Raw genomic sequence first — 26550 nt, forward strand, 5'->3', positions numbered from 1 at the left:
GTCATGTCAACATGATGAAAGGACAACCATTTCATGTGAAATATCGTGAAATTATTCGCCGATTAATGTTCTTGGTTGGTGCATTGTTGGTCTTTCGACTAGGAGCGCATATTCCGTTACCGGGTATTGATAATGTAGCGCTAGCCCGTTTTTTTAAAGCCAATGAAGGAACCTTCTTGGGTTTATTTAACATGTTCTCTGGCGGTGCATTAGAACGTATGTCAATTCTGGCTTTGGGAATTATGCCGTACATCTCTGCATCGATCATCGTGCAGTTGATGTCAACGGTTGTTCCATCGTTAGAAGCTTTGAAAAAAGAAGGCGAGCAAGGCAAACGTAAAATCAATCAATACACACGCTATGGCACCTTGTTCCTTGCTTTGGTGCAGGGGGTAGGGATGTGTGCAGGCTTGATCAGTCAGGGGATTACTTTGACTTCAGGTCTGGCATTTTATGTTCCAGCAGTGACTTCATTGGTCGCTGGAACGATGTTTTTGATGTGGCTTGGAGAGCAAATTACCGAACGTGGTATTGGTAATGGTATTTCCATGATTATTTTTGCAGGGATTGTTGCGGGATTGCCGAATCAGGTGATTCAGGGCTTTACTTCTGTACAAAATGGTCAAGGCAGTTTAATTGGAATGGCTGTATTTGCTTTGTTATCACTTGCAGTTCTTGCTGCAATTGTTTTCATTGAGAAAGCACAGCGTCGGATTCCAGTCAACTATGCACAAAAACAGCAAGGTCGTCGTGTGTTTACTGCACAGCAAACACATTTGCCATTAAAAATTAATATGGCAGGTGTTATTCCAGCAATTTTTGCCAGCTCACTGTTATTATTTCCAGCGAGTTTAGGTCAATGGCTTGGAAGTGCTGATCCAAATGCAGGAATTGTGAAACGTGCTTTGCAAGATTTGGCACTCGTGTTATCGCCTGGACAGCCGTTATATCTCATGCTTTTCGGTGCGTTAATTATTTTCTTCTGTTATTTCTATACAGCACTGGTGTTCAGTCCGAAAGAAGTTTCAGAAAATTTAAAACGTAGCGGTGCATATGTACCTGGTATACGCCCAGGGGAGCAAACGGCTCGTTATTTAGATCATATTTTGAATCGTTTGACTTTTATCGGCGCGATTTATATTACTGTAGTGTGTTTAATGCCAATGATTCTGCAAAGTTCATTTGGAATTCCATTTCACCTCGGTGGTACATCGTTGTTAATTGTTGTTGTAGTGGTGATGGACTTTATGGCGCAACTTCAAGCGCACCTGACTTCACATCAATATGACAATCAAACGTTAATGAGAAAAACGACTGCTCATCCTAAGGGATAAGCGCACTTAGAGGTTTCATCATGAAAGTACAAGCTTCTGTAAAGAAAATTTGTGGTAGCTGTAAAGTTATCCGTCGTAATGGGGTTATTCGCGTGATTTGCAGCGCAGAACCTCGTCATAAGCAGCGTCAAGGTTAATCTGATCAAGACCTGTTGATTTCAGTAGGCGAATTAGGTTAATATCCGCCCCTCAAAGTTTTTTTGTGGGGCGGTTGATTTATCTACTGCCTTTTTGGAGAAAAGTGAATGGCTCGTATTGCCGGTGTAAACATTCCGGATAACAAGCATGCTGTTATCTCACTTACGTATATTTTTGGTATTGGTCGCCACACATCTAAGAACATCTTAGCTGCTGTAGGTATTGCACCAACAACAAAAATTCGTGAGTTGGATGATGCTCAGCTTGATGCGATTCGCGCAGAAGTTGCCAAGGTTCCAACCGAAGGTGATTTACGTCGTGAAATTTCCATGAACATTAAACGTTTAATGGATTTAGGCTGCTATCGTGGTCTTCGTCATCGTCGCAGCTTGCCTGTCCGTGGACAACGCACCAAAACTAACGCACGTACCCGTAAAGGTCCGCGCAAACCGATTAAAAAGTAAGATTTCTGGAAGCTAAAAGATGGCTAAAGATACTCGCACACGCAAGAAGGTCACCCGTACCGTCTCTGAAGGTGTTGCACACATTCACGCGTCTTTTAATAACACCATTGTTACGATTACCGATCGTCAAGGTAATGCATTGGCTTGGGCCACCTCAGGTGGACAAGGCTTCCGTGGTTCACGTAAATCAACTCCGTTTGCTGCTCAGGTAGCTGCTGAAGTTGCTGGTAAAGCAGCTTTGGATTACGGTTTGAAAAACCTAGACGTCCTTGTAAAAGGTCCTGGTCCAGGTCGTGAGTCTGCGGTTCGTGCATTAGGCGCAGTGGGTTATAAGATCAACAGCATTACCGATGTGACTCCAATCCCTCACAACGGTTGCCGTCCACCTAAAAAACGTCGCGTGTAAGGAGAAACATTCATGGCTCGTTATATTGGTCCAAAATGCAAACTCTCTCGCCGCGAAGGGACAGACCTGCAATTAAAATCTGGCGTTAAACCGTTTGACGTCAAAACTAAAAAACATGCTAAAGCGCCTGGTCAACATGGCCAAGCTCGCGGTAAGCAATCTGAGTATTCACTACAATTACGTGAAAAACAAAAAGTACGTCGTATGTACGGTGTGTTAGAGCGTCAATTTAGTAATTACTATAAAGAAGCTGCTCGTGTAAAAGGTGCAACAGGTGAAAACTTGTTGAAATTGCTTGAAAGCCGCCTTGATAACGTAGTTTATCGCATGGGTTTTGGTTCTACACGTGCAGAAGCTCGTCAGCTCGTATCTCACCGTTCTATTACTTTAAATGGCCGTCGTGTTAACATTGCGTCTATTCAAGTAAAAGCGGGTGATGTGATTGCAGTACATGAAGGTGCTAAACAACAATTACGTATCAAAAACGCAATTGAATTAGCTGCTCAACGTGGTATTCCTGCTTGGATGGAAGTTGATCATTCTAAGTTTGAAGGTACGTTCAAAGCTGCACCAGATCGTTCTGATCTACCTGCTGAAATCAACGAAAGCTTGATTGTAGAATTGTATTCTAAATAATCCTTGAGGTAGCAATAAATGACGCGTACTGCAAACGAGTTTCTAACTCCGCAAGCGATCAAGGTCGAAGCGGTGAGCGGGACCTCGGCAAAAGTGATTCTGGAGCCTTTAGAGCGTGGCTTTGGCCATACTCTAGGTAATGCTTTACGTCGCATTCTATTGTCTTCTTTGCCTGGCGCTGCTGTGGTTGAAGTGGAAATAGAAGGCGTCGAGCACGAGTACAGTACTTTAGAAGGCTTGCAGCAGGACATCGTCGAGCTCTTGCTGAACCTAAAAGGATTGTCTATTAAGCTGTTCGATCAAAATGAAGCATATTTGACATTGGAAAAACAAGGTCCTGGCGATATTACTGCTGCGGATCTTCGTTTACCGCATAATGTTGAAGTGGTTAACCCAGAGCATTTGATCGGCACATTGAGTGCTTCAGGTTCAATTAAAATGCGCCTGAAAGTTTCTCAAGGTCGTGGTTATGAAACTTCTGACTCGCGTTTCCCTGAAGGTGAAACACGTCCTGTAGGTCGTCTACAGTTAGATGCTTCTTATAGCCCAATCAAACGTGTTTCTTACACCGTTGAAAATGCGCGTGTTGAACAACGTACTGACCTTGATAAACTGGTCATTGATCTTGAAACCAATGGTACTGTTGATCCTGAAGAAGCGATCCGTAAAGCGGCAACAATCTTGCAACAACAAATTGCAATTTTTGTTGATCTTCAGAAAGATCAGGCACCAGTGGCTCAAGAACCTCGTGAAGAAGTTGACCCAATCTTGCTTCGTCCAGTAGATGATCTAGAGCTTACTGTTCGTTCTGCTAACTGTTTGAAAGCAGAAAATATTTACTACATTGGTGATCTTGTTCAACGTACTGAAGTTGAGTTGTTAAAAACTCCTAACTTAGGTAAAAAATCGTTGACTGAGATTAAAGATGTTTTAGCTTCGAAAGGCTTGCAACTCGGCATGCGTTTAGAAAACTGGCCACCTGCTAGTTTACGCATGGACGATCGTTTCGCCTATCGTAGCCGTTAATTAAGTAGGACTATCACCATGCGTCATCGTAATAGTGGTGTGAAATTAGGCCGTACAAGCAGCCATCGTAAAGCGATGTTCCAAAACTTGGCGAATTCTTTGTTTGAACACGAGTTGATTAAAACAACTGTGCCTAAAGCAAAAGAATTACGTCGTGTTGCTGAGCCTTTAATCACTCTAGCAAAAAACGATACAGTAGCAAACCGTCGTTTGGCGTTTGCTCGTACTCGTTCAGCTGCAACTGTAGGTAAATTATTTACCGTACTTGGCCCTCGTTACAAAGAACGTAACGGCGGTTATCTACGTGTGCTTAAAGCGGGCTTCCGTGCAGGTGATGCTGCACCAATGGCTTATGTTGAGCTTGTAGATCGTGAAGTAAACACTTCAGCAGAATAAGATACTTATTCAAGAAAAAGATCGGTTTTTACCGATCTTTTTTTTGCCTTTTGAAAAATTGTCCCCAAGTGATAAGAAAAAGCGACAAATGACCCAAACTTGACATTGCACATTGTCAAATTTGTGCTTTAATAAAATGGAACAGTTCTCAAGGTTATAAAAACAACATGGAAAAGATCGTTGATGTATTAATTGTAGGTGCAGGTATTTCTGGGATTGGAATTGCGGCACATCTTGCTAAGAATTCTCCACAACGTCAATTTGAAATTATTGAACGTCGTGACAGTATTGGTGGAACTTGGGATTTATTTCGTTATCCTGGCATTCGCTCTGACTCTGATATGTCGACTTTCGGTTTTAATTTTAAACCATGGCGTAGTGCAAATGTACTCGCGGCTGGCCCCGCAATTAAGGGATATCTAGGCGAAGTGGTTGATGAATTTGATTTAAAGAAAAAAATTCATTTTAAGCATCGCGTACTTACAGCCAATTATGATACAGCCAAGAAAAAATGGTTTGTCGAAATTGAAGATGCCAATCAAAAAAGGCAAACTTGGATTGCGAATTTTGTCGTCGGATGTACGGGTTATTATAATTATGATCATGGCTTTGAACCTGATTTTCCAAATAAGGATATTTTCAAAGGTCAATTTATTCATCCACAGCATTGGCCTGAAAATCTGGACTATACAGGCAAGAAGGTGGTGATTATTGGTAGTGGCGCGACTGCGATTACGTTGGTGCCAGCAATGGCAAAAGGGGGGGCAGGGCATGTCACGATGTTACAGCGCTCGCCAACTTATATTGCGTCTATTCCTTCAATCGATTTTGTCTATGACAAAATGCGTAAGCTTTTACCAGAAGATGTGGCATATAAATTAACACGTGCGCGCAATATCGGCATGCAACGTGGTATTTATGCCTTATCTCAGAAGCAACCACAGTTAGTGCGTAAACTGCTTTTAAAATCAATTGAAATGCAGCTTAAGGGTAAAGTGGATATGAAGCACTTTACGCCGAGCTATAATCCTTGGGATCAGCGTTTGTGTGTCGTACCTGATGGTGATTTATTTAAGATTTTGCGTTCTGGTAAGGCTAGCGTGGAAACCGATCAGATTGAGAAATTTACTGAAACAGGTATTCAGCTAAAATCAGGCAAACACTTGGATGCAGATATTGTGGTCTCTGCAACAGGTCTAGAAATCCAGATTTTGGGTGGGATTAAAGGGACAATCGATGGACAGCCTCTGGATACTTCAAAATCAATGCTGTATCAGGGTGTCATGGTCAGTGATGTACCGAATATGGCGATGATCATCGGTTATATTAATGCGTCATGGACACTCAAAGTGGATGTCGCCGCAGACTATATTTGTCGTTTGCTGAATTATATGGATAAAAATGGCTATGATGAAGTCATTCCAGAAGGTGATCAAACCGAGTTAATGGATGATACCGTGATGGGAAGTCTGTCATCAGGTTATATCGCACGTGCCGCCAGTGTGATGCCAAAACAAGGTAAGCATGCACCGTGGAAAGTGACTAATAACTATCTGGCAGATCGTAAGGCACTTAAAAATGCGCGTTTTGATGATGGCGTTTTAAAGTTTCATAAAGTAGATGCAAGCATTGAGCGTAAATCCAAGCCAAAATTAGTTTCATAATCTCGATATGTAAATTAGAAAAGGAGCTTAGATAAGCTCCTTTTTCATTGCATTAGCAAAGATGGATTAACGATCAGAGTGTCCGCGAAATCAATTCTTTCATAATTTCATTGGTTCCTGCATAGATGCGATTTGCTCGGTTGTCGATATAGGCGCGAGCAATTGGATATTCCAGCATATAGCCATAGCCACCATGAAGTTGTAAACAATCATCCACGACTTTGGAGAACATGTCTGAAATTTTATATTTGGCTGCTGCGGCTGCATCTATCCCTAATCGTTCTTCGAGTTGTAATTGCATACAGCGATCTAAATACGTTCTACAAAAGTCGATTTCAGTACGGAGTTCAGCGAGTTTGAACCGTGTATTTTGAAATGATCCAATTGGTTTACCAAAAGCTTTACGATCTTTGGTGTATTGAACTGTATGAGCAAAAGCAGCTTCAGCACCTGCCTGACAGATAATGGCAACTAACATGCGCTCCCATGCCAACTCTTTCATGAGCATCATGAAGCCCATACCTTCCATACCCAATAAATTTTCTTTAGGGACGCGAACATTATCAAAGAATAATTCGCAAGTATCCTGACCTTTCATCCCAATTTTATTCAGCGGTTTGCCTTTACTAAAACCAACTCGATCAGCTTCAACGATGATTAAGGATAAATTGGCTGAACCCTTTTCATTATTGCCTGTTTTACACACTACAATGGCCATATCGCATAAATAGCCATTGGTGATAAAAATTTTAGAGCCATTGATGACATATTCATCGCCATCTAAAACAGCAGAAGTACGCACAGCTTGTAAGTCTGAACCTGTCCCTGGTTCGGTCATGGCAATCGCAGTGACGACTTCTCCACTTGCCATTTTTGGCAGCCACTTCTGTTTTTGTTGTTCATGACCAAAATTATTAATGTAATTGGCAACGATATCAGAGTGTAATGAAAATCCAGTACTGGAGTCCATGGCATAGGCCTGTTCTTCAATCAAAATCATACTGTAAAGACGATCTACTCCAGAACCACCATATTGTTCAGGCATGGTGGTACATAACAATCCCAAATCACCTGCCTTGTTCCATAAATCACGATCAACATGTTGTTGTTTTTCATATTTTTCAATATTGGGAACTACTTCTTTTTCGTAAAATTTACGTACAGTTTCACGGAAGGCTTCATGCTCTTCATTAAAAAGATTGCGCTCCAGCATATTAGGAATGGGACGAATCGCAGCTGATTGCATTGTTATTGTATCCTTGCAGTTTATTTTCTCAGCAGAAAGTAAAAATCATCTGACTCAGGCAAACAATAGGATGAATGCTCAAAAGTGAAGTGCGAATGATGGATTTAGTCATTCAGCTCAATCAATTACCCACAAACCTATGCTGATCGGTTAAACTAGCGGGGTTTTTTATCGACTTGGGGAATCTAATGTCTGAAGAACTTACGCTCGAAGAGCGCAAGGTGATTTATCGTGCGCGACGCGGCCTGAAAGAAATTGATGTCTATTTTGATCCTTATGTCCGTAATCATTACCTGAGCGCTGAACCCGCAGAAAAAGCACTTTTTGCTGAATTGGTTGATCAGGAAGATCCAGATTTACTGGATTGGTTTATGGAAGTATCAGAGCCACCGAAGCCAGAGCTCAAAACTTTTATTTTGAAACTCAAGCATTACGTGCATGGTTAATCATCAATTTCAACTGAAACGCAGCTTGCTTGCCCTGTTGTTTCAGTTGGGAATGTTGCTATTGATCGGAATTATCTGGTTTCAGCTTTTTCCATTTTATATATTTTTAATTGCGATATTTTTGGCAATCATTGCTTATCTTGCGTTCTTGAGACGTTCGAAAATGCGCTCTTTGGCTTATCTCGATCAAGACCTTTGGTCAATTCAATGGCGCAATCACAGCAAAATTGAACATGTGCAGCTTTATCGTGTGATAGATCACCACATTTATATAGTTCTATATTTTAAGCAAAATCGCAATTCGCAGATCATTTGGCGTGATCAAGTGAGTTTAAATCAATGGAAACAGCTCAAAGTCATGGCAAAACTGGTTTAATTGTTAAACAATTTAAAAAATAGAATAAAATTAAAATAGATTAAAATCAGAGTGTTAAGTTATTTAAATGAAATCTAGGTGCATATTGTCTGATCAAATCATTGAAAAAACAGCCTAAACAGGCATTGTCTAACAATTTTAAAGTTGTGTCTCAAAGACTTCAGTTAAAGTACAAATACCAACGTAAAGTGTGAAGGAGGTCAGAAATGATCGATATTCCAACGTGGTTGTTTCCAGTCATTGCTTTTGTTTTGGCAGTGGTTATAGGACGAGCAGGAACTTTACTCAGGGATTATATTGAACACCATCAATAAATAAGAGTACAACCCATTCTCAGTTAACAAGTAGCATGTGCTGAACCGTCGCAATGCTACTTTTTTTTGCCTAAAATTTGTATAAACACAAGAAAAAAGCCAATCTTTTCATTATTTTTTTATGTCATATTACGTGATTAATATTAGAGTAATTGCTCTTTTATTCGCCTTGTGCATCTGATAAGGTACAACGCAAAGGAAAAATAAAATGATTTCGAGGGATAGAAAATGCCAAAAGTATTCAAAATAGGTCAGGGTTTGGCCGTTGCTGTTCTTGCCTCATCTGTATTGTCTGGATGTTCCTATGTGATTAAATCAGGTGCCAATGTTGCCTTGAATTTTAGTGAAAATCATATTGTTCCACCTATTTTGGCAATGGGTGATGTGGATATGATCTGTAATTCTGGGAATGCATTAACGCCAGCGATTATGGCGACGAAAGATATGGGTGCCGACCCGACCAATATGGCAGTATTATTGTACGCTGGTGCAGGAATGTGTGCAGAGAATCAGGCATTAGAAGGTGAATTACGTTATTTGCGTGCTTCTAAAGCGGGGCAGGTAACGGAAGCCCAAGATGCACGCATTGAACAAAAACGTTGGGCTGCAATTGCTGCACAGCGTCAATATAATGCTTACCAATTATTTGCACAGCGTTGGGAAAGTAAATATAAATATCATTTAGGTGAATCTTGTCCAAAAATGCGTAGCGACAAGGATCAACTGACTTATATGCTTGGATTGTTAAGTGGTTTGCAGGCTGTAACCAATGACATCAATTCTGGCGGTGATGTCAATGTACCTAAAGATATTGCAGGCATTGTTGAACGGAGTATGGCTTGTTTGGACAACACCAAATTTTGGGGTGTACCAAATGCAACCCGCGCTGTCATCTGGACTTTATTGCCGGGGGCTGATGAAGGTAAACCTGATCCTTATGTGACTTTAAAACAATCCATGCAAATTGGTGAACAAAAAGGCGTTCGCTTACCTCACGCGTTATATGCGGTTGCAGCGCAAGCCAGTGGCGATGATAATAAAATTCGTGATGCGCTTAGATCATACGCTGAGTCACGTGGTGATGATAAGCCAGTTAATCCGAATTTCAGACTATTTGATGCAATGGCAGGGGTGATGATTCGTGGTATTTCGGATCGTTACTGGACTGAGCATACAGGTGTGCGTACTGGCGATGATGGGATGACCACTTTCTGGGATGAGCAAAATAAAACATCTTCAGAGCTAGAAGATTTATTTAATGATGGCGGTGCAGGTGCTAGTAGTGCTGATGCAACGAGTGAGAGTAATGCTGATTCTCAATCGATGCCTGTTGAGGAAAAGCCAGCTGAGTAATTCAAGGAAGTCGAAAAAGCTTAAAGAACTGGATATTTGACTTGATCGTGGAGGGGATGAGGCTGTTGGAAAACACCTGATCCCTTTTGCACATGTGAATGGAGGGCAAATCATGAAAGATGAAGATCTCATTAAAAAAGTGATTTTTGTCGCGCTATGTATTTCCATTTCAGCATGTTTACAGGTTTTTTCAGATTGGTTTATTTACTGGCGACCTGCTTTATTAACCGAATTCTGGCGTTTATGGACGGCGCATTGGGTGCATGTCGGTTGGATACATTTTCTACTGAATATGTTGGCGTTTGCCTGTTTGCCTTTTATTTTTCCTCATGCCAGAACACGGCATATGACCTTATTATTGATGGTGTTATCGCCATTTATTAGTGTCATATTTTACTGGTTTATGCCTCATATTGAAGCTTATGCAGGCTTATCTGGTGTGTTGCATGGTATGTATGTTGCTGTTGCGATCGTGTATTTAAAATATCCCAAAGAACGTAATTTTGCTCTTTTGGTTCTAGCGCTGATTGTCATTAAAATTATCTGGGAAAATACGTGGGGTAATAGCCGTACTGCACAACTCATTGGCAGTCCTGTATTAGTTGAGGCACATTGGTTAGGTGCTCTCGGTGGAATACTGGCAGGAAGTGCCTATTTACTCAAACAAAAACTGAAATACGAGAAAGTTGACAAAATAAACCGCTAAAAGTTGCGATCAAGCCATTCTTTAATGGAAAGGTATGTTGCAAATTTAAACAATGGAAAAGGACTGCAATGGGGGATGGAACAACCCGTTGCCAAGGAGAGATCACTTAAAACTATCGCTGGTTTGGGTGATGCTGCAAAAAAAATTGGAAAAGACATGCAAGAAAATCAAGAAAATAGATCTGGCTTGGGTCTCCTGAGTTATATCTGGAACGAATGGATTTCAACATACGTCATCCTCATTATGTTATTGCTAACACTGATTATTGGAACAGGTGAAATGATCCATGGTCAGATGTTACGTATGGGTGAGCGTTTATATGGTGATCCTGCAAGTGGGATGCAATATTCTTTTTTACGCGCTGAACCACAAAAACCAGACTGTGAGCGCCATCCAAATATCGATGCGCAAGTTCAGCAACAGATGCAAGCCAATAAACACGATGAGTTTGCTGACTTCTTTGGTGCAGCATCTGAATCAGACGTCCGTGCTTCATTATTGGCAGCACAACAACTGTGTGAAGAAAAGTATCAGTTTTACGATAAAGCGATGAAGCATATTGAATCGCATCCATCGCTTCGTGCTTATCGCACCATGGAAACCACTTTCTTTGGTATTTTTAAATTTGGTACAGAGAATCGTACGATTTTCCTACTGATTATGGTGTTCTTTGCTGCCATTACAGCCAGCTTGAAAATTCATCATATTGGTCTACGTAGTCCAAAAACGCGTGTTGATTTCCGTGTTTATTCAGTGGCGATGGTGCTGGGGAATGCACTATTAACCGCATCTACTGTGAGCCAATATCGTTCCCTGATCAATTCAGGTGTGACATTGACCACTGAAACATTGGTCATTGCATGGTTATGGATGGGCTTATTTGGGATATTGACCTTAATTAGTGTATACCAACTCTTCAGAATTCCAAAAACGGCATTGCCGGGTGGAAACTTTGGCTTAGCCTTACTCAGTATCCCTTTGTATGCTTTTATGTCCATTTTGACAGGTATTGCATTTACCTTCTTTATGGATTACCCAATGGGGCAAGGGATTTATTTGAGTATTCTGGTCGAATTCTCAGGGATCTTCTTGAATCTTGCCTTGTTTATCTGGGCGGGTATGTTGTTAACTCAGACGCGTGTGATGGATTTGTTCCTGAACATTTTACGTCCGTGGAATCTTGCACCTGAAACTCTGACTTGGCTCATTCTCTTAGCAGCGGCAATTCCGACAGCTTATACAGGCGCTTCAGGGATTTTCGTGATCGCAGCAGGTGCGATTATCTATAAAGAAGTCTGGAACTCGGGCGCACGTCGTCAATATGCATTGGCTGTCTCTGCCATGTCGGGTTCATTGGGGGTAGTGATCCGCCCATGTCTACTGGTGGTTCTGATTGCAATGCTGGATAGCCGTCATGTCACGTCTGATGAGTTGTTTGATCATGGCTTCTATGTATTCTGGTTGACGGCATTTATTTTCTTAGGCGTGTCGTTACTGCTTGCTGAAACCAAATTCCGTGTGAATTCACCTAAAGTTGCGATTCCAGGCATGTTACGTGCTTTCATGCCTGTAATTCCTTATATCGTGATCACAGTGATAGTTTTGGCGTTCTACAAATATGGTCTAGACACCAGTATGAACGAATTCACTGCACCTGTGATTTTACCACTGGTATTGATTGCGATTATTCTGTTTGACAAGTTGCGTAAAGAGCCAGAATACATTCCTCAAGTAGAAGCGCATGAATCTTTAGTTAAGCAACATGAGCAGGATTCTCCTTACTTACGTGAGCATGGCGCGCAAAGTGACCAATATCGTCGTGGTTTTTTCAGCTCTATGCACTTTGCCACAGCAGAGACCGTCGGGCATATCGGCGCATTGATTATCTTGATGGCGCTTTCTGCGAGTGTTGGTGGTCTGATTGAACGTACCGAAATCGTGGAATATTTACCGACTCATTTAGGTAGCATTTATATTTCATTGTTCTTTATTGCGATGCTATTGGCTTTGATTGGAATGTGTACCGATCCATTTGGTGCGGTGATTTTGGTGGCCGCAACTATTGCTCCAGTCGCCTACGAAAATGGTATTCACCCGATTCACTTCTGGATGATTGTACTGGTTGCCTTCGAGTTGGGTTATGTCACACCACCAGTTGCACTGAATCATTTGTTGACGAGGTTATCAGTCGGTGATGAAGAGGTTGCAGCAGCAGATCGTGAAGCTAAGGAAAAATATACCAGTTTCTATTATCGCTATGAGCGTTGGTTATTGCCGATCATGGTGCTATTTCCAGCGTTAATGATTGTGACCTTTGCACCTTATATCTTCAAGATGTTCGGTTGGTATCATTAATCTGCAAAGATAAAAAATAAAGCACCTTTGGGTGCTTTATTTTTTACGATTGAAATCAATCGCATCATCAAACTAGACTTTATTCAGTGATTTATTACCAGAGGTATTTTGGATCGCGAATTAACAGGCTTCGTTCTTTAAGGCGTAAATAAGTAAACAGGCTAAAGCCGAATAATTTGATTTAAGCATTTTCTATATAAGTTATAGCGCGTATTTTTTGGCACTTTAATACAGATTTTTTATTGATAGTAAAAGTTGGGTCTGTGATGCACAAACCCAAGTTTTAAAGTATAGACTTTATTTTTGCTCGGCCAATTGTGCTTCAAGTAACTTAATTTGTTCCTCTTTCAGTTTAATCAACGTATCGGCATCCTGATGTTGGGCTTGGAGCGTTGATTTCTGATCTTTAAGTTGTGATTGAATATCATCAAGTTTGGCGATTTCCTCTTTTGCAAGGGAAGGATGATCTGGCACGGGCGTTTTTAGGATAGAGTCATCCACTAAAGTACTTGGTGCAGGCTCGCTTGCAGCAGATACATCGGCATTTTTTGTCGATGGTTGTGTTGAATTGGATAACTTTGTTTGCGTTTCGGTGGTTGATGTTTGAGTTTTTTCTGATTCATTTTGATTCTCAGCAAAAAACCATTGTGCAGCTAAAAATAACAACACAACGATGCTGATGCCCCCAATAATAATCCATAACAAACGAGAGTTATGGCGTTGTTCTAACGTCATTGCTTAAACCTTTTATTTTGAACGACGTGGTTTGAACTGTATCACTCCGACTTCATCTGCAACTGCGGGAATATCGGGTTCTTCAACATGAGTAGGACGATTTTCACTATAGTCGCACTCGATACATTCAATCCATTCGTCGTCGTTTGTGGTGAGCATGACAATCCGATCTGTGGCACCGCATTTTGGACATTTAGCACCTGCAATAAACCGACGTTTCATTTTGTCACTTCCCAACCACTTACGAACATTTTAATGTTTAGTTTAAGCCGTTTTAGGGTCGCTCGTCCAACCCTGATGACGTAATAATGCATCAATTTTGGGTTCACGACCTCGGAAGTTAACAAATGCTTCTAAAGCCGTATCTTTGCCACCCACCGCAAGAATCGCTTCGCGGAACTCGTGTCCTGTTTTTGTGTTGAAAATACCTTCTGCTTCAAATCGGTCAAAGGCATCACTGGCAAGCACTTCAGCCCATTTATAAGAGTAATATCCTGCCGCATAACCGCCTGCAAAAATATGACTAAAACTGTTTTGAAAACGGTTATATGAGGCAGTTGGCAATACTGAAAATTGACTGCGAATTCCATCTAAAACGGACTGAATTTGTGTGTTGTTTAGTGCAGGATTTTTGGAATGAATGGTCAAATCGAACAAAGCAAATTCAATCTGTCTAAGGGTCTGCATTCCTGACTGAAAAAAGCGAGCATTTAACAATGCGCTCAATAATTCTTCAGGCAAGGCTTGCTTGGTTTCAATATGTTCACTGAGGACATCCAGACTTTCTTTGTCCCATGTCCAAAACTCCATAAACTGGCTTGGAAGCTCTACAGCATCCCATGCTACGCCGTGTGTGCCTGCGACCGAAATATTATCGACCTCAGTCAGCATATGATGTAAGCCATGTCCAAACTCATGAAATAGTGTATTGACCTCATCATGGGTGAGTAATGCAGGCTGATTGCCCACAGGTGGAGTAAAGTTACAGACCATATAACAAATCGGTTTTTGTAAACCCTGTTTCGTTTGCATACGCGAACGGAAACCACTCATCCATGCGCCACCCCGTTTACCGTTACGTGCATAGAGGTCAAAATAGAATCCTGCAATGACTTTGCCTTGGTCTTCAAGTTCATAATAATGGACATCAGGATGCCAAACGGGTGCTTGACGCTCAACAATCTGAACGCCATATAAGCGATTTACGATCTGAAATAACCCTTGAATAATTTTGGGTGCTGGGAAATACGGTTTCAGGGTTTCCTGAGACAAATTAAATTGCTGCTGTTTAAGTTTTTCTGAATAATAACCACTATCCCAAGGTTGTAATTGTTCAATACCATCTTGTTGTGCAATGGTTTTCAGTTCCGCTACTTCCTGTTGAGCAGGCGCGCTTGCATGTTCAGCCAGATCAACCAAAAATTTATGTACCGTTTGTACATCAGGCGCCATTTTGCTCGCCAGTGAATATTCTGCAAAATTATGAAAACCAAGTAATACAGCCATTTCCTGACGTAGTTTTAGGATTTCTTCCATCACCTCAGTATTATCAAACTCTTTATGATCGGATTGATCTGAAACGCGGGTGGTATAAGCTTTATATAACGCTTCGCGTAAATCACGGTCTTCGGCATAGGTCATAATGGCTAAGTAAGCAGGCATATCTAGCGTTGCCACGGGTTGATCCAGTTCACGCTGTTGACCATATTGTTTAAGCAGCTCAATACTGCTTTGTGATAAGCCTTTAAGTTGAGCTTCATTTAAAGGTTTAAAATAGGCCTGAGTTGCATCGAGCACATGATTGGAAAAATCAGAAGAAAGCTGCGATAAACGTGCTGAGATTTCTGCGTAACGTTTTTTGGCTTCACCTTCAAGCGCAACACCTGAAAGTTTAAAATCACGTAAGGCTAAACGGATAGCACTTTGTTGTGCGGCACTTAAACTAGAAAATTCAGCGCTATCATGGATCTGCTGATACGTTTGATAGAGCGTCGTATGTTGCCCAAGCTGCGTATAATATTCACTTAGAGCAGGCAATAATGATTGAAACACTTCGCGGGTTTGCGCATTGCTCATCACGGCATTTAGATGTGACAAAACGCCCCATGATTCGCTCATATTATTTTCAAGTTCATCCATTTGTTCCAACACATGTATTTGCGCAGCAAAATCAGTTGGAACATTTTGTAAAGTGTCTAAAAACTGCTGACCTTGATGAATATTTTTTTCGATCTCTTGTTTTAGGCTGTCTAGCTGGATGTGATCAAATTGAGGAGCGGGAAGCGTTGCTTGCTGTAATGTCATTGTATTCGCCATAATTTTTTAAACTTATGACTAGATGTAAGGGTTTAACGCAAGGAAATCAAGCTGGGCTAAAGATTTATTAAGCGGATTTCTCACAGTGATGATTTGGCTTTATTGATTTTGGCCAACAATCATTCTGAGTAACGTCCATAAAACCAATGTTATTTGAGGATGCGATATTTGATATGGGTGACCAAATCTGTTCCTCTTTGTTCTAATATTTCTAAATTGATCTCTGGCATTTCTTCAAACAAACGTTGACCTTGACCGACAATGACGGGAACGATATGTAACCACAACTCATCAATCAGCCCTGCTTTAAGATATTGATTAACGGTATGCGCACCGCCTGCAATTGCAACATCTTTATCGCCCGCCAATTTTTTTGCTTGTTCAAGTGCGCTCAATATTCCATCAGTGACAAAATAAAAAGTCGTTCCACCTTGTAAACTCAGGCTGTCACGTGCTGTATGCGTCAGAACAAAAACAGGCGCATGATAGGGCGGTTCTTCACCCCACCAGCCTTGCCACGTACTATATTGTGCCCCAGTTGGACCAAACATATTACGACCCATAATAAACGCGCCCGCAGATGTGAGGCTGGCGATTTCATTTTTATTTTGATCTGCTTGACCAAATAACCATTTACATAAACTTTGGTGAATATTGGGTAATTCACCAAAAGGTTTATCTTCGGTCATATGCAGACCAGCAACAAAACCATCCACAGATATACACATACCGCTTATGACTTTTCCCATAATGACCTTCCTTGGTTCTATTAACTGGCCGTTCTATCTAACTGTCCGATTTGCTTTTGGCATTGGACTTTTTACGTTTGGACTTGGTTTTTTTCTTGGGTTTTTCAGTCTTCACTGCTACGGGAGCAACAGCTTTTTTAGCTGACTTCTTACCATACGAACTTGGTTTACTTTTCGATTTCTCTTTCTTGCGTGAGGGTTGTTGATGAGATTCAACGCTGTCACCTTGCGCATTAAACACTTGCTCAGTGGTTTGAGCTTTGCTAGTTCGTGGCGCACGACTCCGAATGATTCGACCTGCATGGGTAATTTGCTGAATTAGTTCAAAATCAATTTTGCGTTCTTCCAGATTTACCGCAGCGACTTTGATTTTGACTTCATCACCTAGACCAAAGATTTGACCACGATTTTGCCCGACTAAACTTTGGCTCGCTTGATCGTAAAGGAAGAAATCGTCACCCAAATGACTGACATGAATCATACCGTCTACATATAAATCTTTTAAGGTGACAAATAAACCGAACTCAGTTACCGCACTAATAATGCCAATAAACTCTTCACCTAAATGCTGTTGCATATAGTGACATTTCAGCCAAGACGTTACGCTACGAGACGCTTCATCGGCACGGCGTTCAGTTTTGGAAAACTGTTCACCTGCATCATCCAGTGCTGCACCAGAAAGAGGATAAGGTTTTTGCTGTAAATGCGCCTTAATCGAGCGATGTAACAATAAATCAGGATAACGGCGAATTGGCGAAGTAAAATGCGTATAGGCTTCATACGCCAAACCATAGTGACCTGCATTTTTAGCGCCGTAATAGGCTTGCATCATCGAGCGTAATAACACTGCATGGATACTTGGTGCATCAATCCGATCTTTGGTGGCTTCAATGACACGTTGATAATCTGCCTGTGTTGGCTGATCAGGGAACGGTAAACCTAGTAATTTAACAAAATCTTTGACTTTTTGAATGCGTGAAAATTCGGGTGCTTCATGCACACGATACAGCATCGGAATATCATGTTCTAATGCATATTCGGCTGCCGCGACATTGGCAAGCAACATACATTCTTCAATCAATTTATGCGCTTCATTTCGAGTACGCGGTAAAATTTCCTTAATTCCACCCAACTCATCAAAAGTCATATAAGTTTCAACAGTTTCAAACTCCATCGCATGACGTTTGGCGCGTAGCTCTTTCAGCGTTTGATAAAGTTGGAACAAGGTATTTAGTGATTTTTGAATCGATTTATCGGCAGGAATTGCATCCGTTTTACCTTCAAAATATTGACCGACCTGTGTATAGGTCAGACGTGCTTGAGAATGCATCACTGATGGATAAAATTCATAACTCATCACGCGACCTGCACGAGAGAGTTTTAAATCACAGACCATACATAAACGATCGACATGCGGATTTAAGGAACACAGTCCATTGGATAAAGCTTCAGGCAACATTGGGAGCACAAAATGTGGGAAATATACTGAAGTTCCACGTTCTTGCGCTTCATCATCAAGCGGTTTGCCCAAACGGACATAATGACTGACATCCGCAATTGCCACGACCACGCGGTAACCTCCACCTGCGCGTTTTTCAGCATAGACCGCATCATCAAAATCGCGGGCATCTTCGCCGTCAATGGTCACTAATGGCAAATCACGTAAGTCGATACGACCTTCAATATCTTTTTTCGATGGTTCTTTAAAACTTTCTGCTTCCTCAACGACTTCTTTTGGAAACTCATAAGGCAAACCATATTCTAAAATAGTCTGAGGAATAATAATCTCAGTGTCGGCTTTATCTGCCATGGATTGAATCACATGACCCGTGGCAAATTCTTCGCGGGTTGGATAATCGTCAATTTCAATCCGCAAATAATCGCCCACTTTGGCATGGGCATGTTCAACCAATTGTTTTTCTAAAGGAATCGGCTGATGCGCATTGGGTGCAGCAGGTTGAATATGAAATTCACCTTCATGTTCTGCTACTTTACCAATGAGCTGTTTCACGCGATGTTGCGTGACTTCAGTAATAAAACCCCATCCTTTGCCTTTACGGTCAACAGAGGTCTGACGAACTTTGACCCGATCGCCATTAAATACTAAACGTAACTCGCGCTCAGGCAGTAATAGATCATTTTGACCATCGATATGTGCTGAACCCAGACCTTTGTTATTAATATAAACCGTTGCATCAAAAGTCGGTTGATCGCCAAGGAGCTGAAACTTAAAACCATCTTTGGCAATTTGACCGTCGCGAACCATCGCGCTTAAACGATGACTTAAAGCATCGATACTTTTTTGATCTTTGATTTCAAAATGATCGACCAATTCGGCATGCGAAAGGGGCGTGTCGACTTGTTCGAGTGTATTTAAGATAAGCGTACGACTCGGGATCGGATTATCGTAACGTTCAGATTCCGCTTTCGCTTCAGGGTCAACCCAGTTTTTCATAATGTCTTTTGGCTTCATATTTGAAGATAAGTTTAGCATAGCTTATGCAGGAACATTCTGCATGATCATCATGACAAGTCTATGTGATTTAGTTTTGCATAGGTATAGCGCAAAGATAGTCATTATATTAACAAGCTGTAAACACTCATTAATTCATTAGCGTCCAATTTTGTTTAAAAAATAGTTGATTGGATAAAAAACTAAGAAAAATTAGATGTGATGACTTGCAGTTCACAGGCTAAGTTTGTATTATGGCGGCTCGTTACGGTGAGATGGGTGAGTGGCTTAAACCACATCCCTGCTAAGGATGCGTACGGGTAACTGTACCGAGGGTTCGAATCCCTCTCTCACCGCCAACGAATACTTACGATGCGCTCATAGCTCAGCTGGATAGAGCACTTGGCTACGAACTAAGGGGTCGGGAGTTCGAATCTCTCTGAGCGCACCAATTTAACAAGTATTCGAAATTAACGAAGCCTTTATATAGGCACACAAGTAATGCGCTCATAGCTCAGCTGGATAGAGCACTTGGCTACGAACTAAGGGGTCGGGAGTTCGAATCTCTCTGAGCGCACCAACTTGAACAATCAACCGCTTAATTGCGGTTTTTTTGTTTTATAATATCGATAAAATTGATCTGTTATTTATTTCATGTCATTGATTAAACCTATCTTAATCGTCTTGTCCATTTCCGTTCTGAGTTTGATTGCGTATAAAATTTGGCAGCCTTCGCCAGCCCAATATGAAGATTATCGCGCATTATTCTGCTTGGTGATTCAAAAAGATGATTTAACAGAAAAGGATCATATTTTCATTGAAATGGAAAAAGTGCAAAAACACTCTTATCCAGATTACGCATTGCATAAGCCCACTTTTAAAACACGATTTGCGCGTCTGGTCTTTTCTGAGTTTCAGGATTTAAAATTAGCGGAGCAACAACAAGCTCGGAAATCTTTAAAGGATTGTGAGAATTTACTTGCTTGGAAATGATTTGATATTGTTGCAACAAGATGAAATAGTTAAAACCAGATATCAAGCTATGAATGCATGAAATACGGGATGGTTATCAATTTGCAAATTGAAAGATCCAGAAGGACACTCTGTTTCTATTTCTAGTCGTTTATATCAAGCATCGTAAAAGCGCATCATAACGCGTTAAAAAGATAAAAACTTACACGCTTAACTTCAATGCATTAAATATAGAATTGTTCAAACGTAGATATATTTATACGGAAAATGCATACACCATTTATCTTAATTACGCATTTCATACATAGGATGGCTGTATAAATCGTTGTATTATCAATAATAATACATAATTATAGGTGGGTTGTTACAAACTATAGTAGTTGTTTTAAGCTTTTTTTAAAACCGAACTAGATCATAACTGAGACTTAAAATGATTGAAGCAAAACTGCCTGAAAATGAATTGGGACGGATGCATGCCTTAAATGAGTATCAGATTTTGGATACCATGGCTGAACAATGTCTAGATGATCTTGTTTTGTTGGCGTCAAAAATTTGTGAGGCACCAGTTTCTATTATTAGTTTGATCGATGAAAGCCGCAGTTGGTTTAAATCCTCTTATGGCGTACCGCGTGGAGAAGTTGAGCGAAAATACAGTATTTGTAGCCATGCGATTTTGCAGCAGGACATCTTTATTATAGAAGATACTTTGCTTGATGAAAGATTCCATGATAATCCAACAGTAAAAAGTGATCTCGGGATTCGTTTTTATGCAGGCGCGCCATTAAAAACCTATGATGGTTTTAATCTGGGTACCTTGTGTGTTCTTGATTCTAAACCACGTCAATTAACTTCTGATCAGTGTCAGGCGCTTGCTGTTTTAGCAGCGCAAGTCGTCCAACAGTTTGAACTGCGTAAATCCAATTTTGAAATACAACAAAAAAACCAAGAATTAGAATACTTAAATGCAAGTAAAGATAAGTTTTTTTCCATTATTGCTCATGACTTACGCGCACCATTTCATGGCATCTTAGGCTTCTCTGATGTACTAGAGACAGAAATCGAAACACTGGATGAACAGGGCATTCGTGATATTGCAGGTTATTTGCGCAGTACAGCCCAAGCGACATTTAAGCTTCTGGAAAATTTATTGCAGTGGGCGATGTCGGAAGGTGGCGCAATTGTTTATAACCCGCAATCTGTCAATATGGCAGAACTGATGTCAGATGTTTGTGAAATTCTTCAGGCAGTTGCACAGAAAAAAAGTATTCAGATCGAATGTAATATCGAAAAGGATTTACATTGCTTTGTCGATTTAAACATGATGCTTTCGGTATTTCAGAATCTTATTTCCAATGCCCTCAAATTTACACCGAATGGTGGTCAAATTTATATATCTGCCTTAACCCAAAATGGACAAGTCGAAATTACCGTCCGTGATACAGGTGTTGGTATGTCAGATGAATCTTTTCAAAACTTTAACCAGAGAAAGCAGATTCGCAGTGAAAAAGGTACGGATGGCGAAAAAGGATCTGGTTTAGGACTCTTACTGTGTTTACAGTTCATTGAAAAAAATCGTGGAAATGTACAAGTGACAACGCAAAAGGGCGAAGGAACCATATTTACGATTTGTTTGCCTATCGATCAAACTCATCTTCCAAGCATAAATCATGAACTCAGAATGATAGGATAATCTTTCATCAGTATAAATTTTAAAACAATGCCTAATAACTAAACGTTTGGTGACAGTTTTGTGAAAAAAGACTTATCAATGCAGAAAAAATGCGTATAATGCGCTCCATCAAGTACGCGCTCATAGCTCAGCTGGATAGAGCACTTGGCTACGAACTAAGGGGTCGGGAGTTCGAATCTCTCTGAGCGCACCAACTTGAACTCGATATGAGTTAAATTAAACCACTTTTTAAGTGGTTTTTTTGTGCTTATCATAAATGGCATTTCTTACAAAATTATTTCATTTTCTCTTTAATTTTTAGACTAAAGACAGCATTGCCACCGGCTGCGGGCAACATATCGTGATAAGGTAAACTACGCATTGCGCGTAATAAAAACGGCGCTTTTTCATCAATTTTGGCGGCACTGGTCATTTTAAGTAGTGTGCCATTATTATTCTGTGGTAGTAATTGCATCCCTCCTTTAACAAAGCGTAAATCACCACCAATGGCATTATATTGTGATTGATTGGAGTCGATATGGTTAAAACGCATTTTAAAATCAAATGGAATGTTAATAACTCCTAATCCTACCGAAACCCGAAAATTAGCGTCCTGTAATTGGGGGGCAGGAGAACTCAATTCCACTTTTTTGATTTGTCTTGGAAATAAACTTTGAAAAGACGCAGGATTGAGCCAGTTTTGCAGTTGCTGTGGTGTTTTTGCGTAATACTGATATGTTGTGGTGAAGCGCATTGTTTCACGTCCTTGAGGATAAGGTATCGAGGACGCAGGTTGAATAAAAGACACTGGATATCCCGTACTTCGGCTTATTTCACTTATTTTTCTAATTTGATTGCTCGTAAGTTGTAACGGCGGTAATTGACTCGCATCAAGTGCCGTAGTCTGAGTTTTTGTCCATTTACGTTGTAAAGACTCAAGTATAAAAGCATTACTGCCAATCGGGATGCCGAGTTTTGCATCAGGCACAGCAGACAACATCTTGCGAAGTAAAAAACCATTAATCTGATTTAGGTCACCCCATTGTGTCAAGGTAATCAGCGTTTTTTGTGGGCCTAAACTAAACCATTCAAATTTTCCTAAGCCATAGGGTACAGGTGCATCGGTAATTAAACTGGCAATACTGTTATTCCCTATTTGATGTTGCATGGAAATATCTTCGTTAAAGTTAAGCACTGGAATCGGGGTCGGAATTTGAATTTTATATTTTACCCGCGTGGTATTACCGTTTTTTTCTTCAATTTTCGCAGATTTTAACGTGGGGAATAGGCCAACATAATGATTGTAATCGGTTAATACTTTGGCAACCTCCTGTGTGCTGACAGGCACAATAATGGCTGAACTGACAAACTGGACGGTCGGTTGCGGGTTTTTCTTTTGGGTAGGTACATTGGTTTTGGTATAAGGTTGTGCATAAATTAAAATATTGTTTTGAGCCAAATCTGCCAGTTCTTGAGGATTTTGTTGGAACAATGCCAGACTGCTTGGAATATTTTCATTCCACGAGACAAATTGCGCAGAACCGATGCTGCTGTAACTGATCAAACTGAGAAAAATGCCACATCCATAGGCAAATCGTTGCATAACATCCTCGAAAATAGTTTATTGTTTTGATTGAGTCTTAAGTGTTTAAAACGTTTTAGCTTCAAAAAAAAGTCATTTTATGTAAATACTGATCAATGTCAGGGGGATTAAATTCTTAATCAAATGTGATCAAGCGCTAAATAAAATAGTCGAACTGGTGTAGTATTTTGAGGGTAATTCATCATTTATGTTGAACATTTTATGTCAGAACTGAAACCCGCCATTTCATTGCGTTATCAACTCAATTTAGAAGAATCTCAAGACGGCTTTGCACTTGCGACGTTTGGAAAAAAACAATTGACTCGCTTTATTACGCCCGTGATTAGTATTGCGATTATCATTTGGGGTTTTTATCTCGGATTTTCTGGTGTTGGACGTTATTACGTCGCATTGGGTGCATTTTTTCTGGTGATGCAAATTTTGATGCGTTACTGGTTTTTACCCATGATGTTTAAACGTCAGTTTGTCAAATATCAGTTTGGTAAAAGTGAACAGGGCATCGACTTGTATCAAGATCGTATGGAACTTTATGCGAATGGTCGTAAGCAACAATTCGCGTATAGTGAAGTGGTCAATTTTGCCAAAGGTAAATTGACCTATATGATTGAACTGAAAAATCGTACCGTGGTGATTGTGCCAAAACGTGCCTTTAGCGACAGTACACAACAAACTCAGTTTGAAAACACCTTTAAAAAATAATCAATACGTAACGCCATGTAAAGGGAAGTCTTATGAACGCACGACCATCAAAAATTATTTGTGTGGGTAGAAGTTATGCCGAGCATGCCAAAGAACTCGGCAATGCCATTCCCGATCGTCCAGTGTTATTTATTAAGCCACCAAGTAGCTTGATTGGTTTGCAGGATGGAATTGAATGGAATCCAGCGAATGGAAGTTGTCATTTTGAATGTGAATTGACCTTGCGAATCGATCAGCCGCTCAAGAATGAAACTGATCCAGCAAAAGCCTTAGCCGCGATTGGTGCGGTCACGATTGGTCTGGATTTGACGTTACGGGATTTACAAACTGAGCTAAAAAATAAAGGTCAGCCGTGGGAGCGAGCTAAAGCTTTTGATGGTGCATGCGTATTGGCCGATTGGGTCGATGTCAGTGAAATTGAAGACTGGAAACATGTGACCTATCGTTTTTATATTAATGATGCGGTTCGCCAACAGGGTGATACAGCCTATTTACTATTAAGTGTTGGTGAATATCTGTGTAATATGAGTCAGGCATTTACGATAGAAGCAGGGGATGTCGTCATGACTGGAACACCCGCAGGTGTAGGGCCGCTAGAACGTGGTGATCAGCTCAAAATGGTGCTTAATGGTAAAACTCAACAATTTGTTTGGGAAACCTTTGTTAAAGCCTAATTTTGCTGTGATGAAGAAAGCCTGCTATTTGAAGCAGGCTTTTTATTACTTAAAGATAATTTGAAATCTCAATCAGATTGTGATCTGGGTCGCGAATATAAACCGATAAAATAGCACCCATTGCACCTGTACGCTGGATTGGACCTTGTTCGATATCAATATGCAGTTGTTTTAACTGTTGAATGATGTGTTCTATCGGCGTTTCGCTGATAAAGCAAAGATCGGCAGAACCTTGGGTTGGGAAAGCGGCTTTCGGTTCAAATTCATGCCCTGTTTGGTGTAGATTGATTTTTTGAGAACCAAACTTGAGCGCTTTACGATTTTCTCCAAACTCAATCACTTCAAAATTTAATACGTGTTGATAAAAGTTACAGGTCGCTTCAATCTCTGCAACCGTCAACACTAAATGATCAAGATGAGAAATTCGCATAATTTGATCTCCGTTTTCAAATCATTAATTTGATGATGCTTGCAACGGTTTTGGCGCGGTCATCACGATAAAAATGGCCACAGCAACCAGTGCCAGTGTCAGATATACAACAGCATGCCAACCGCCGTATTGCCAGAACCATCCCCCTACAGAACCAATGATGCTTGAACCCAAATAATAAAATAACAAATACAGTGCAGTTGCATGGCCTTTGGCCTGTTTTGCTTCCAGTCCCACATTGCTGCTGGCAATAGCATGTGCAATAAAATACCCCGTGGTAATGGCTGCAATTCCAATAATAATTGCAAATAAACCAGCGTTCAGGGTGAGCAGGATTCCCGCTAACATAAAACCAAAACCCATCAACATTGCCATTTTTCTGCCAAATTTGTCTACCAGAGAACCTGCAAGCGATGAGGAAATCATCCCTAAACTATAAGACAAAAAGATCAGACTGATCTGGGTTTGACTGAGTTGATAAGGTGTAGCAGCCAAGCGAAAAGTGACATAGTTAAATAAGGTGACAAAAATACTGGTAATGAGAAAGCCGATCGCATAAATACGAACCAGTCGAGGATTTTTTAAATGATTTTTCCAAGCAGATAAATGAAACTGAAGCTGTATCCCTTTTTGTGCAATAAAATTTTGAGATTTAGGCAGTAACCATAAAAATCCTAAAGCGCAGATCAGGCAGATTACACCTAATACCCCCAATGCAACACGCCATGAGAAATATTGTGTCAGTAAACCCATCCCAACACGACCCATCATGCCGCCAAACGCAGTTCCTGCAATATATAGCCCCATGGTTTTACCCAAATGAGCGGGATGAATTTCCTCAGCAATCCATGCCATTGCAACGGCAGGAACGCCTCCGATCACAAAACCTTGTACCGCACGGGCAATGAGTAAAATATGCCAATTGGGTGCAAGGCCACACAAAATATTCAGCAGTGCGGCTAAGCCCATCGAAACGAACATTAGACCTTTGCGACCTAAAGCCTGAGAAAAAGCACTGGACAATAAAATGGAAACTGCCAGTAATCCAGTGGTCAGTGACAAGGCAAGCGCACTGGTACCTGGGCTGATATGAAATGTATGGGTAAATTCAGGTAACAATGGTTGCACACAGTAAATCATGGAAAAACTTGCAAAACCGAGTAAGAAAAGTGCAAGTCCTGCTTTCAGGTAAGCAGATGTGCCACGGCTAATCCAATGTTCAGTATTGGTCTTATGAATAATTTGAGGTGAATCAATACCGCGTTCAGACTCGCTTACTGTTGAAGGAATCGTCATGAAATAAACCAGAGTTTTTTAAAAAGAAGAGAGTGTGTTGGCAGTGCTTGCCTAGCTGCCAACAAGGTGAGAATAGCAATCTGAGTATTATTTGT

The 26550-nt window shown here is 40.7% G+C and carries 26 protein-coding genes and 4 tRNA genes; 21 read left to right on the plus strand and 9 right to left on the minus strand.

Annotation, left to right across the window (positions count from 1 at the left end; translation table 11 throughout):
- Nucleotides 1-14: 14 nt before the first annotated feature.
- The 8 genes from secY to F944_RS00740 all read left to right on the plus strand — a co-directional run bounded on the left by secY (nucleotide 15) and on the right by F944_RS00740 (nucleotide 6064).
- Complete coding sequence (gene secY, locus F944_RS00705; RefSeq protein WP_171063242.1) at nucleotides 15-1334, plus strand: preprotein translocase subunit SecY; 1320 nt, start codon at nucleotides 15-17, stop codon at nucleotides 1332-1334.
- Between the two features lie 20 nt (nucleotides 1335-1354).
- A complete protein-coding gene (gene rpmJ, locus F944_RS00710) occupies nucleotides 1355-1471 on the plus strand; it encodes a 50S ribosomal protein L36 (protein ID WP_000867907.1) in 117 nt (38 codons plus the stop codon).
- Between the two features lie 108 nt (nucleotides 1472-1579).
- Complete coding sequence (gene rpsM, locus F944_RS00715) at nucleotides 1580-1936, plus strand: 30S ribosomal protein S13 (RefSeq protein WP_004985363.1); 357 nt, start codon at nucleotides 1580-1582, stop codon at nucleotides 1934-1936.
- A gap of 19 nt (nucleotides 1937-1955) precedes the next feature.
- Entirely contained in the window at nucleotides 1956-2342 is a 387-nt protein-coding gene (rpsK, locus tag F944_RS00720; RefSeq protein ID WP_001040166.1) for a 30S ribosomal protein S11, read from the plus strand.
- Between the two features lie 12 nt (nucleotides 2343-2354).
- Complete coding sequence (gene rpsD, locus F944_RS00725; RefSeq protein WP_004985367.1) at nucleotides 2355-2978, plus strand: 30S ribosomal protein S4; 624 nt, start codon at nucleotides 2355-2357, stop codon at nucleotides 2976-2978.
- 18 nt (nucleotides 2979-2996) lie between these two features.
- Nucleotides 2997-4004: a DNA-directed RNA polymerase subunit alpha gene (locus F944_RS00730; RefSeq protein WP_004924164.1), complete on the plus strand. Its 1008-nt coding sequence runs from the start codon at nucleotides 2997-2999 to the stop codon at nucleotides 4002-4004.
- An 18-nt stretch (nucleotides 4005-4022) separates the two neighbouring features.
- On the plus strand, nucleotides 4023-4400 hold the full coding sequence (gene rplQ / locus F944_RS00735) for a 50S ribosomal protein L17 (RefSeq protein ID WP_004924167.1): 378 nt from the start codon (nucleotides 4023-4025) through the stop codon (nucleotides 4398-4400).
- 167 nt (nucleotides 4401-4567) lie between these two features.
- Nucleotides 4568-6064, plus strand: coding sequence for a flavin-containing monooxygenase (locus tag F944_RS00740; RefSeq protein WP_004985369.1), 1497 nt, complete (start codon nucleotides 4568-4570; stop codon nucleotides 6062-6064).
- A 73-nt stretch (nucleotides 6065-6137) separates the two neighbouring features.
- Here F944_RS00740 and F944_RS00745 read toward each other — a convergent pair whose 3' ends face one another.
- Nucleotides 6138-7310 (minus strand): acyl-CoA dehydrogenase family protein, encoded by a 1173-nt coding sequence (locus F944_RS00745; protein WP_004985371.1) that lies wholly within the window; start codon nucleotides 7308-7310, stop codon nucleotides 6138-6140.
- 188 nt (nucleotides 7311-7498) lie between these two features.
- Between F944_RS00745 and F944_RS00750 the strand changes: the two genes are divergently transcribed.
- The 5 genes from F944_RS00750 (at nucleotide 7499) to F944_RS00770 (ending at nucleotide 12860) form a co-directional block, all read left to right on the plus strand.
- Complete coding sequence (locus F944_RS00750) at nucleotides 7499-7756, plus strand: FAD assembly factor SdhE (RefSeq protein ID WP_004985373.1); 258 nt, start codon at nucleotides 7499-7501, stop codon at nucleotides 7754-7756.
- A complete protein-coding gene (locus tag F944_RS17210) occupies nucleotides 7749-8132 on the plus strand; it encodes a hypothetical protein (RefSeq protein WP_010588898.1) in 384 nt (127 codons plus the stop codon). The genes F944_RS00750 and F944_RS17210 overlap by 8 nt, the downstream gene beginning before the upstream one ends.
- Before the next feature lie 542 nt (nucleotides 8133-8674).
- Nucleotides 8675-9799: a hypothetical protein gene (locus tag F944_RS00760; RefSeq protein ID WP_004985378.1), complete on the plus strand. Its 1125-nt coding sequence runs from the start codon at nucleotides 8675-8677 to the stop codon at nucleotides 9797-9799.
- A gap of 112 nt (nucleotides 9800-9911) precedes the next feature.
- Nucleotides 9912-10505, plus strand: a complete 594-nt coding sequence (gene rrtA, locus F944_RS00765; RefSeq protein WP_004985380.1) for a rhombosortase — start codon at nucleotides 9912-9914, stop codon at nucleotides 10503-10505.
- A 156-nt stretch (nucleotides 10506-10661) separates the two neighbouring features.
- Complete coding sequence (locus tag F944_RS00770) at nucleotides 10662-12860, plus strand: TRAP transporter large permease subunit (protein WP_010588897.1); 2199 nt, start codon at nucleotides 10662-10664, stop codon at nucleotides 12858-12860.
- Between the two features lie 297 nt (nucleotides 12861-13157).
- Here F944_RS00770 and F944_RS00775 read toward each other — a convergent pair whose 3' ends face one another.
- The 5 genes from F944_RS00775 to rnr all read right to left on the minus strand — a co-directional run bounded on the left by F944_RS00775 (nucleotide 13158) and on the right by rnr (nucleotide 19118).
- Nucleotides 13158-13595, minus strand: a complete 438-nt coding sequence (locus F944_RS00775; RefSeq protein WP_004985385.1) for a hypothetical protein — start codon at nucleotides 13593-13595, stop codon at nucleotides 13158-13160.
- Between the two features lie 12 nt (nucleotides 13596-13607).
- On the minus strand, nucleotides 13608-13817 hold the full coding sequence (locus F944_RS00780; RefSeq protein WP_004985388.1) for a YheV family putative zinc ribbon protein: 210 nt from the start codon (nucleotides 13815-13817) through the stop codon (nucleotides 13608-13610).
- A gap of 42 nt (nucleotides 13818-13859) precedes the next feature.
- Nucleotides 13860-15899: a M3 family metallopeptidase gene (locus F944_RS00785; protein ID WP_004985390.1), complete on the minus strand. Its 2040-nt coding sequence runs from the start codon at nucleotides 15897-15899 to the stop codon at nucleotides 13860-13862.
- 161 nt (nucleotides 15900-16060) lie between these two features.
- Nucleotides 16061-16660, minus strand: coding sequence for a dihydrofolate reductase family protein (locus F944_RS00790; RefSeq protein ID WP_004985392.1), 600 nt, complete (start codon nucleotides 16658-16660; stop codon nucleotides 16061-16063).
- Nucleotides 16661-16697: 37 nt separating this feature from the next.
- A complete protein-coding gene (gene rnr / locus F944_RS00795; RefSeq protein WP_026039971.1) occupies nucleotides 16698-19118 on the minus strand; it encodes a ribonuclease R in 2421 nt (806 codons plus the stop codon).
- Between the two features lie 263 nt (nucleotides 19119-19381).
- Here rnr and F944_RS00800 point away from each other — a divergent pair.
- The 6 genes from F944_RS00800 (at nucleotide 19382) to F944_RS00825 (ending at nucleotide 21967) form a co-directional block, all read left to right on the plus strand.
- Nucleotides 19382-19471, plus strand: a tRNA-Ser gene (locus tag F944_RS00800).
- Nucleotides 19472-19486: 15 nt separating this feature from the next.
- Nucleotides 19487-19563, plus strand: a tRNA-Arg gene (locus F944_RS00805).
- A gap of 52 nt (nucleotides 19564-19615) precedes the next feature.
- Nucleotides 19616-19692: transfer RNA gene (locus tag F944_RS00810), tRNA-Arg, on the plus strand.
- Between the two features lie 74 nt (nucleotides 19693-19766).
- Nucleotides 19767-20105, plus strand: coding sequence for a hypothetical protein (locus tag F944_RS00815; RefSeq protein WP_004985397.1), 339 nt, complete (start codon nucleotides 19767-19769; stop codon nucleotides 20103-20105).
- Between the two features lie 409 nt (nucleotides 20106-20514).
- Nucleotides 20515-21774 carry a GAF domain-containing sensor histidine kinase gene (locus tag F944_RS00820; protein WP_004985399.1) on the plus strand — a complete coding sequence of 420 codons (1260 nt, stop codon included), beginning with the start codon at nucleotides 20515-20517 and terminating at the stop codon, nucleotides 21772-21774.
- Between the two features lie 116 nt (nucleotides 21775-21890).
- Nucleotides 21891-21967 (plus strand) — tRNA-Arg (locus tag F944_RS00825).
- An 81-nt stretch (nucleotides 21968-22048) separates the two neighbouring features.
- Here the strand turns inward: F944_RS00825 and F944_RS00830 are convergent.
- Complete coding sequence (locus F944_RS00830) at nucleotides 22049-23356, minus strand: SRPBCC family protein (RefSeq protein WP_004985400.1); 1308 nt, start codon at nucleotides 23354-23356, stop codon at nucleotides 22049-22051.
- 201 nt (nucleotides 23357-23557) lie between these two features.
- Between F944_RS00830 and F944_RS00835 the strand changes: the two genes are divergently transcribed.
- Together F944_RS00835 and F944_RS00840 are read left to right on the plus strand one after the other, a co-directional pair.
- The gene (locus F944_RS00835; protein WP_004985404.1) at nucleotides 23558-24055 is read left to right on the plus strand and encodes a YcxB family protein; all 498 of its coding nucleotides are present in this window, start codon (nucleotides 23558-23560) and stop codon (nucleotides 24053-24055) included.
- Between the two features lie 32 nt (nucleotides 24056-24087).
- Nucleotides 24088-24729, plus strand: coding sequence for a fumarylacetoacetate hydrolase family protein (locus F944_RS00840; RefSeq protein WP_004985410.1), 642 nt, complete (start codon nucleotides 24088-24090; stop codon nucleotides 24727-24729).
- 49 nt (nucleotides 24730-24778) lie between these two features.
- On the opposite strand, the gene F944_RS00845 is transcribed toward F944_RS00840, so the two are convergent.
- The gene (locus F944_RS00845; protein ID WP_004985412.1) at nucleotides 24779-25159 is read right to left on the minus strand and encodes a VOC family protein; all 381 of its coding nucleotides are present in this window, start codon (nucleotides 25157-25159) and stop codon (nucleotides 24779-24781) included.
- A 24-nt stretch (nucleotides 25160-25183) separates the two neighbouring features.
- Nucleotides 25184-26455: an MFS transporter gene (locus F944_RS00850; protein WP_004985414.1), complete on the minus strand. Its 1272-nt coding sequence runs from the start codon at nucleotides 26453-26455 to the stop codon at nucleotides 25184-25186.
- Nucleotides 26456-26550: the final 95 nt, after the last annotated feature.

This window comes from Acinetobacter ursingii DSM 16037 = CIP 107286 (assembly GCF_000368825.1).
GTDB lineage: Bacteria > Pseudomonadota > Gammaproteobacteria > Pseudomonadales > Moraxellaceae > Acinetobacter > Acinetobacter ursingii.

What these genes read in the sequence shown, in the direction of transcription:
- F944_RS00745 (WP_004985371.1), bottom strand. Translation starts at nt 7,310, where the DNA reads ATGCAATCAGCTGCGATTCGTCCCATTCCTAATATGCTGGAGCGCAAT.
- F944_RS00820 (WP_004985399.1), top strand. Translation starts at nt 20,515, where the DNA reads ATGATTGAAGCAAAACTGCCTGAAAATGAATTGGGACGGATGCATGCC.
- F944_RS00760 (WP_004985378.1), top strand. Translation starts at nt 8,675, where the DNA reads ATGCCAAAAGTATTCAAAATAGGTCAGGGTTTGGCCGTTGCTGTTCTT.
- F944_RS00845 (WP_004985412.1), bottom strand. Translation starts at nt 25,159, where the DNA reads ATGCGAATTTCTCATCTTGATCATTTAGTGTTGACGGTTGCAGAGATT.
- rplQ (WP_004924167.1), top strand. Translation starts at nt 4,023, where the DNA reads ATGCGTCATCGTAATAGTGGTGTGAAATTAGGCCGTACAAGCAGCCAT.
- F944_RS00740 (WP_004985369.1), top strand. Translation starts at nt 4,568, where the DNA reads ATGGAAAAGATCGTTGATGTATTAATTGTAGGTGCAGGTATTTCTGGG.
- F944_RS00750 (WP_004985373.1), top strand. Translation starts at nt 7,499, where the DNA reads ATGTCTGAAGAACTTACGCTCGAAGAGCGCAAGGTGATTTATCGTGCG.
- F944_RS00785 (WP_004985390.1), bottom strand. Translation starts at nt 15,899, where the DNA reads ATGACATTACAGCAAGCAACGCTTCCCGCTCCTCAATTTGATCACATC.
- F944_RS00815 (WP_004985397.1), top strand. Translation starts at nt 19,767, where the DNA reads ATGTCATTGATTAAACCTATCTTAATCGTCTTGTCCATTTCCGTTCTG.
- rpsM (WP_004985363.1), top strand. Translation starts at nt 1,580, where the DNA reads ATGGCTCGTATTGCCGGTGTAAACATTCCGGATAACAAGCATGCTGTT.
- F944_RS00835 (WP_004985404.1), top strand. Translation starts at nt 23,558, where the DNA reads ATGTCAGAACTGAAACCCGCCATTTCATTGCGTTATCAACTCAATTTA.
- rpmJ (WP_000867907.1), top strand. Translation starts at nt 1,355, where the DNA reads ATGAAAGTACAAGCTTCTGTAAAGAAAATTTGTGGTAGCTGTAAAGTT.
- F944_RS00790 (WP_004985392.1), bottom strand. Translation starts at nt 16,660, where the DNA reads ATGGGAAAAGTCATAAGCGGTATGTGTATATCTGTGGATGGTTTTGTT.
- F944_RS00840 (WP_004985410.1), top strand. Translation starts at nt 24,088, where the DNA reads ATGAACGCACGACCATCAAAAATTATTTGTGTGGGTAGAAGTTATGCC.
- rpsD (WP_004985367.1), top strand. Translation starts at nt 2,355, where the DNA reads ATGGCTCGTTATATTGGTCCAAAATGCAAACTCTCTCGCCGCGAAGGG.
- F944_RS00830 (WP_004985400.1), bottom strand. Translation starts at nt 23,356, where the DNA reads ATGCAACGATTTGCCTATGGATGTGGCATTTTTCTCAGTTTGATCAGT.
- F944_RS17210 (WP_010588898.1), top strand. Translation starts at nt 7,749, where the DNA reads ATGGTTAATCATCAATTTCAACTGAAACGCAGCTTGCTTGCCCTGTTG.
- F944_RS00780 (WP_004985388.1), bottom strand. Translation starts at nt 13,817, where the DNA reads ATGAAACGTCGGTTTATTGCAGGTGCTAAATGTCCAAAATGCGGTGCC.
- secY (WP_171063242.1), top strand. Translation starts at nt 15, where the DNA reads ATGAAAGGACAACCATTTCATGTGAAATATCGTGAAATTATTCGCCGA.
- rpsK (WP_001040166.1), top strand. Translation starts at nt 1,956, where the DNA reads ATGGCTAAAGATACTCGCACACGCAAGAAGGTCACCCGTACCGTCTCT.
- F944_RS00770 (WP_010588897.1), top strand. Translation starts at nt 10,662, where the DNA reads ATGCAAGAAAATCAAGAAAATAGATCTGGCTTGGGTCTCCTGAGTTAT.
- F944_RS00775 (WP_004985385.1), bottom strand. Translation starts at nt 13,595, where the DNA reads ATGACGTTAGAACAACGCCATAACTCTCGTTTGTTATGGATTATTATT.
- F944_RS00850 (WP_004985414.1), bottom strand. Translation starts at nt 26,455, where the DNA reads ATGACGATTCCTTCAACAGTAAGCGAGTCTGAACGCGGTATTGATTCA.
- F944_RS00730 (WP_004924164.1), top strand. Translation starts at nt 2,997, where the DNA reads ATGACGCGTACTGCAAACGAGTTTCTAACTCCGCAAGCGATCAAGGTC.
- rrtA (WP_004985380.1), top strand. Translation starts at nt 9,912, where the DNA reads ATGAAAGATGAAGATCTCATTAAAAAAGTGATTTTTGTCGCGCTATGT.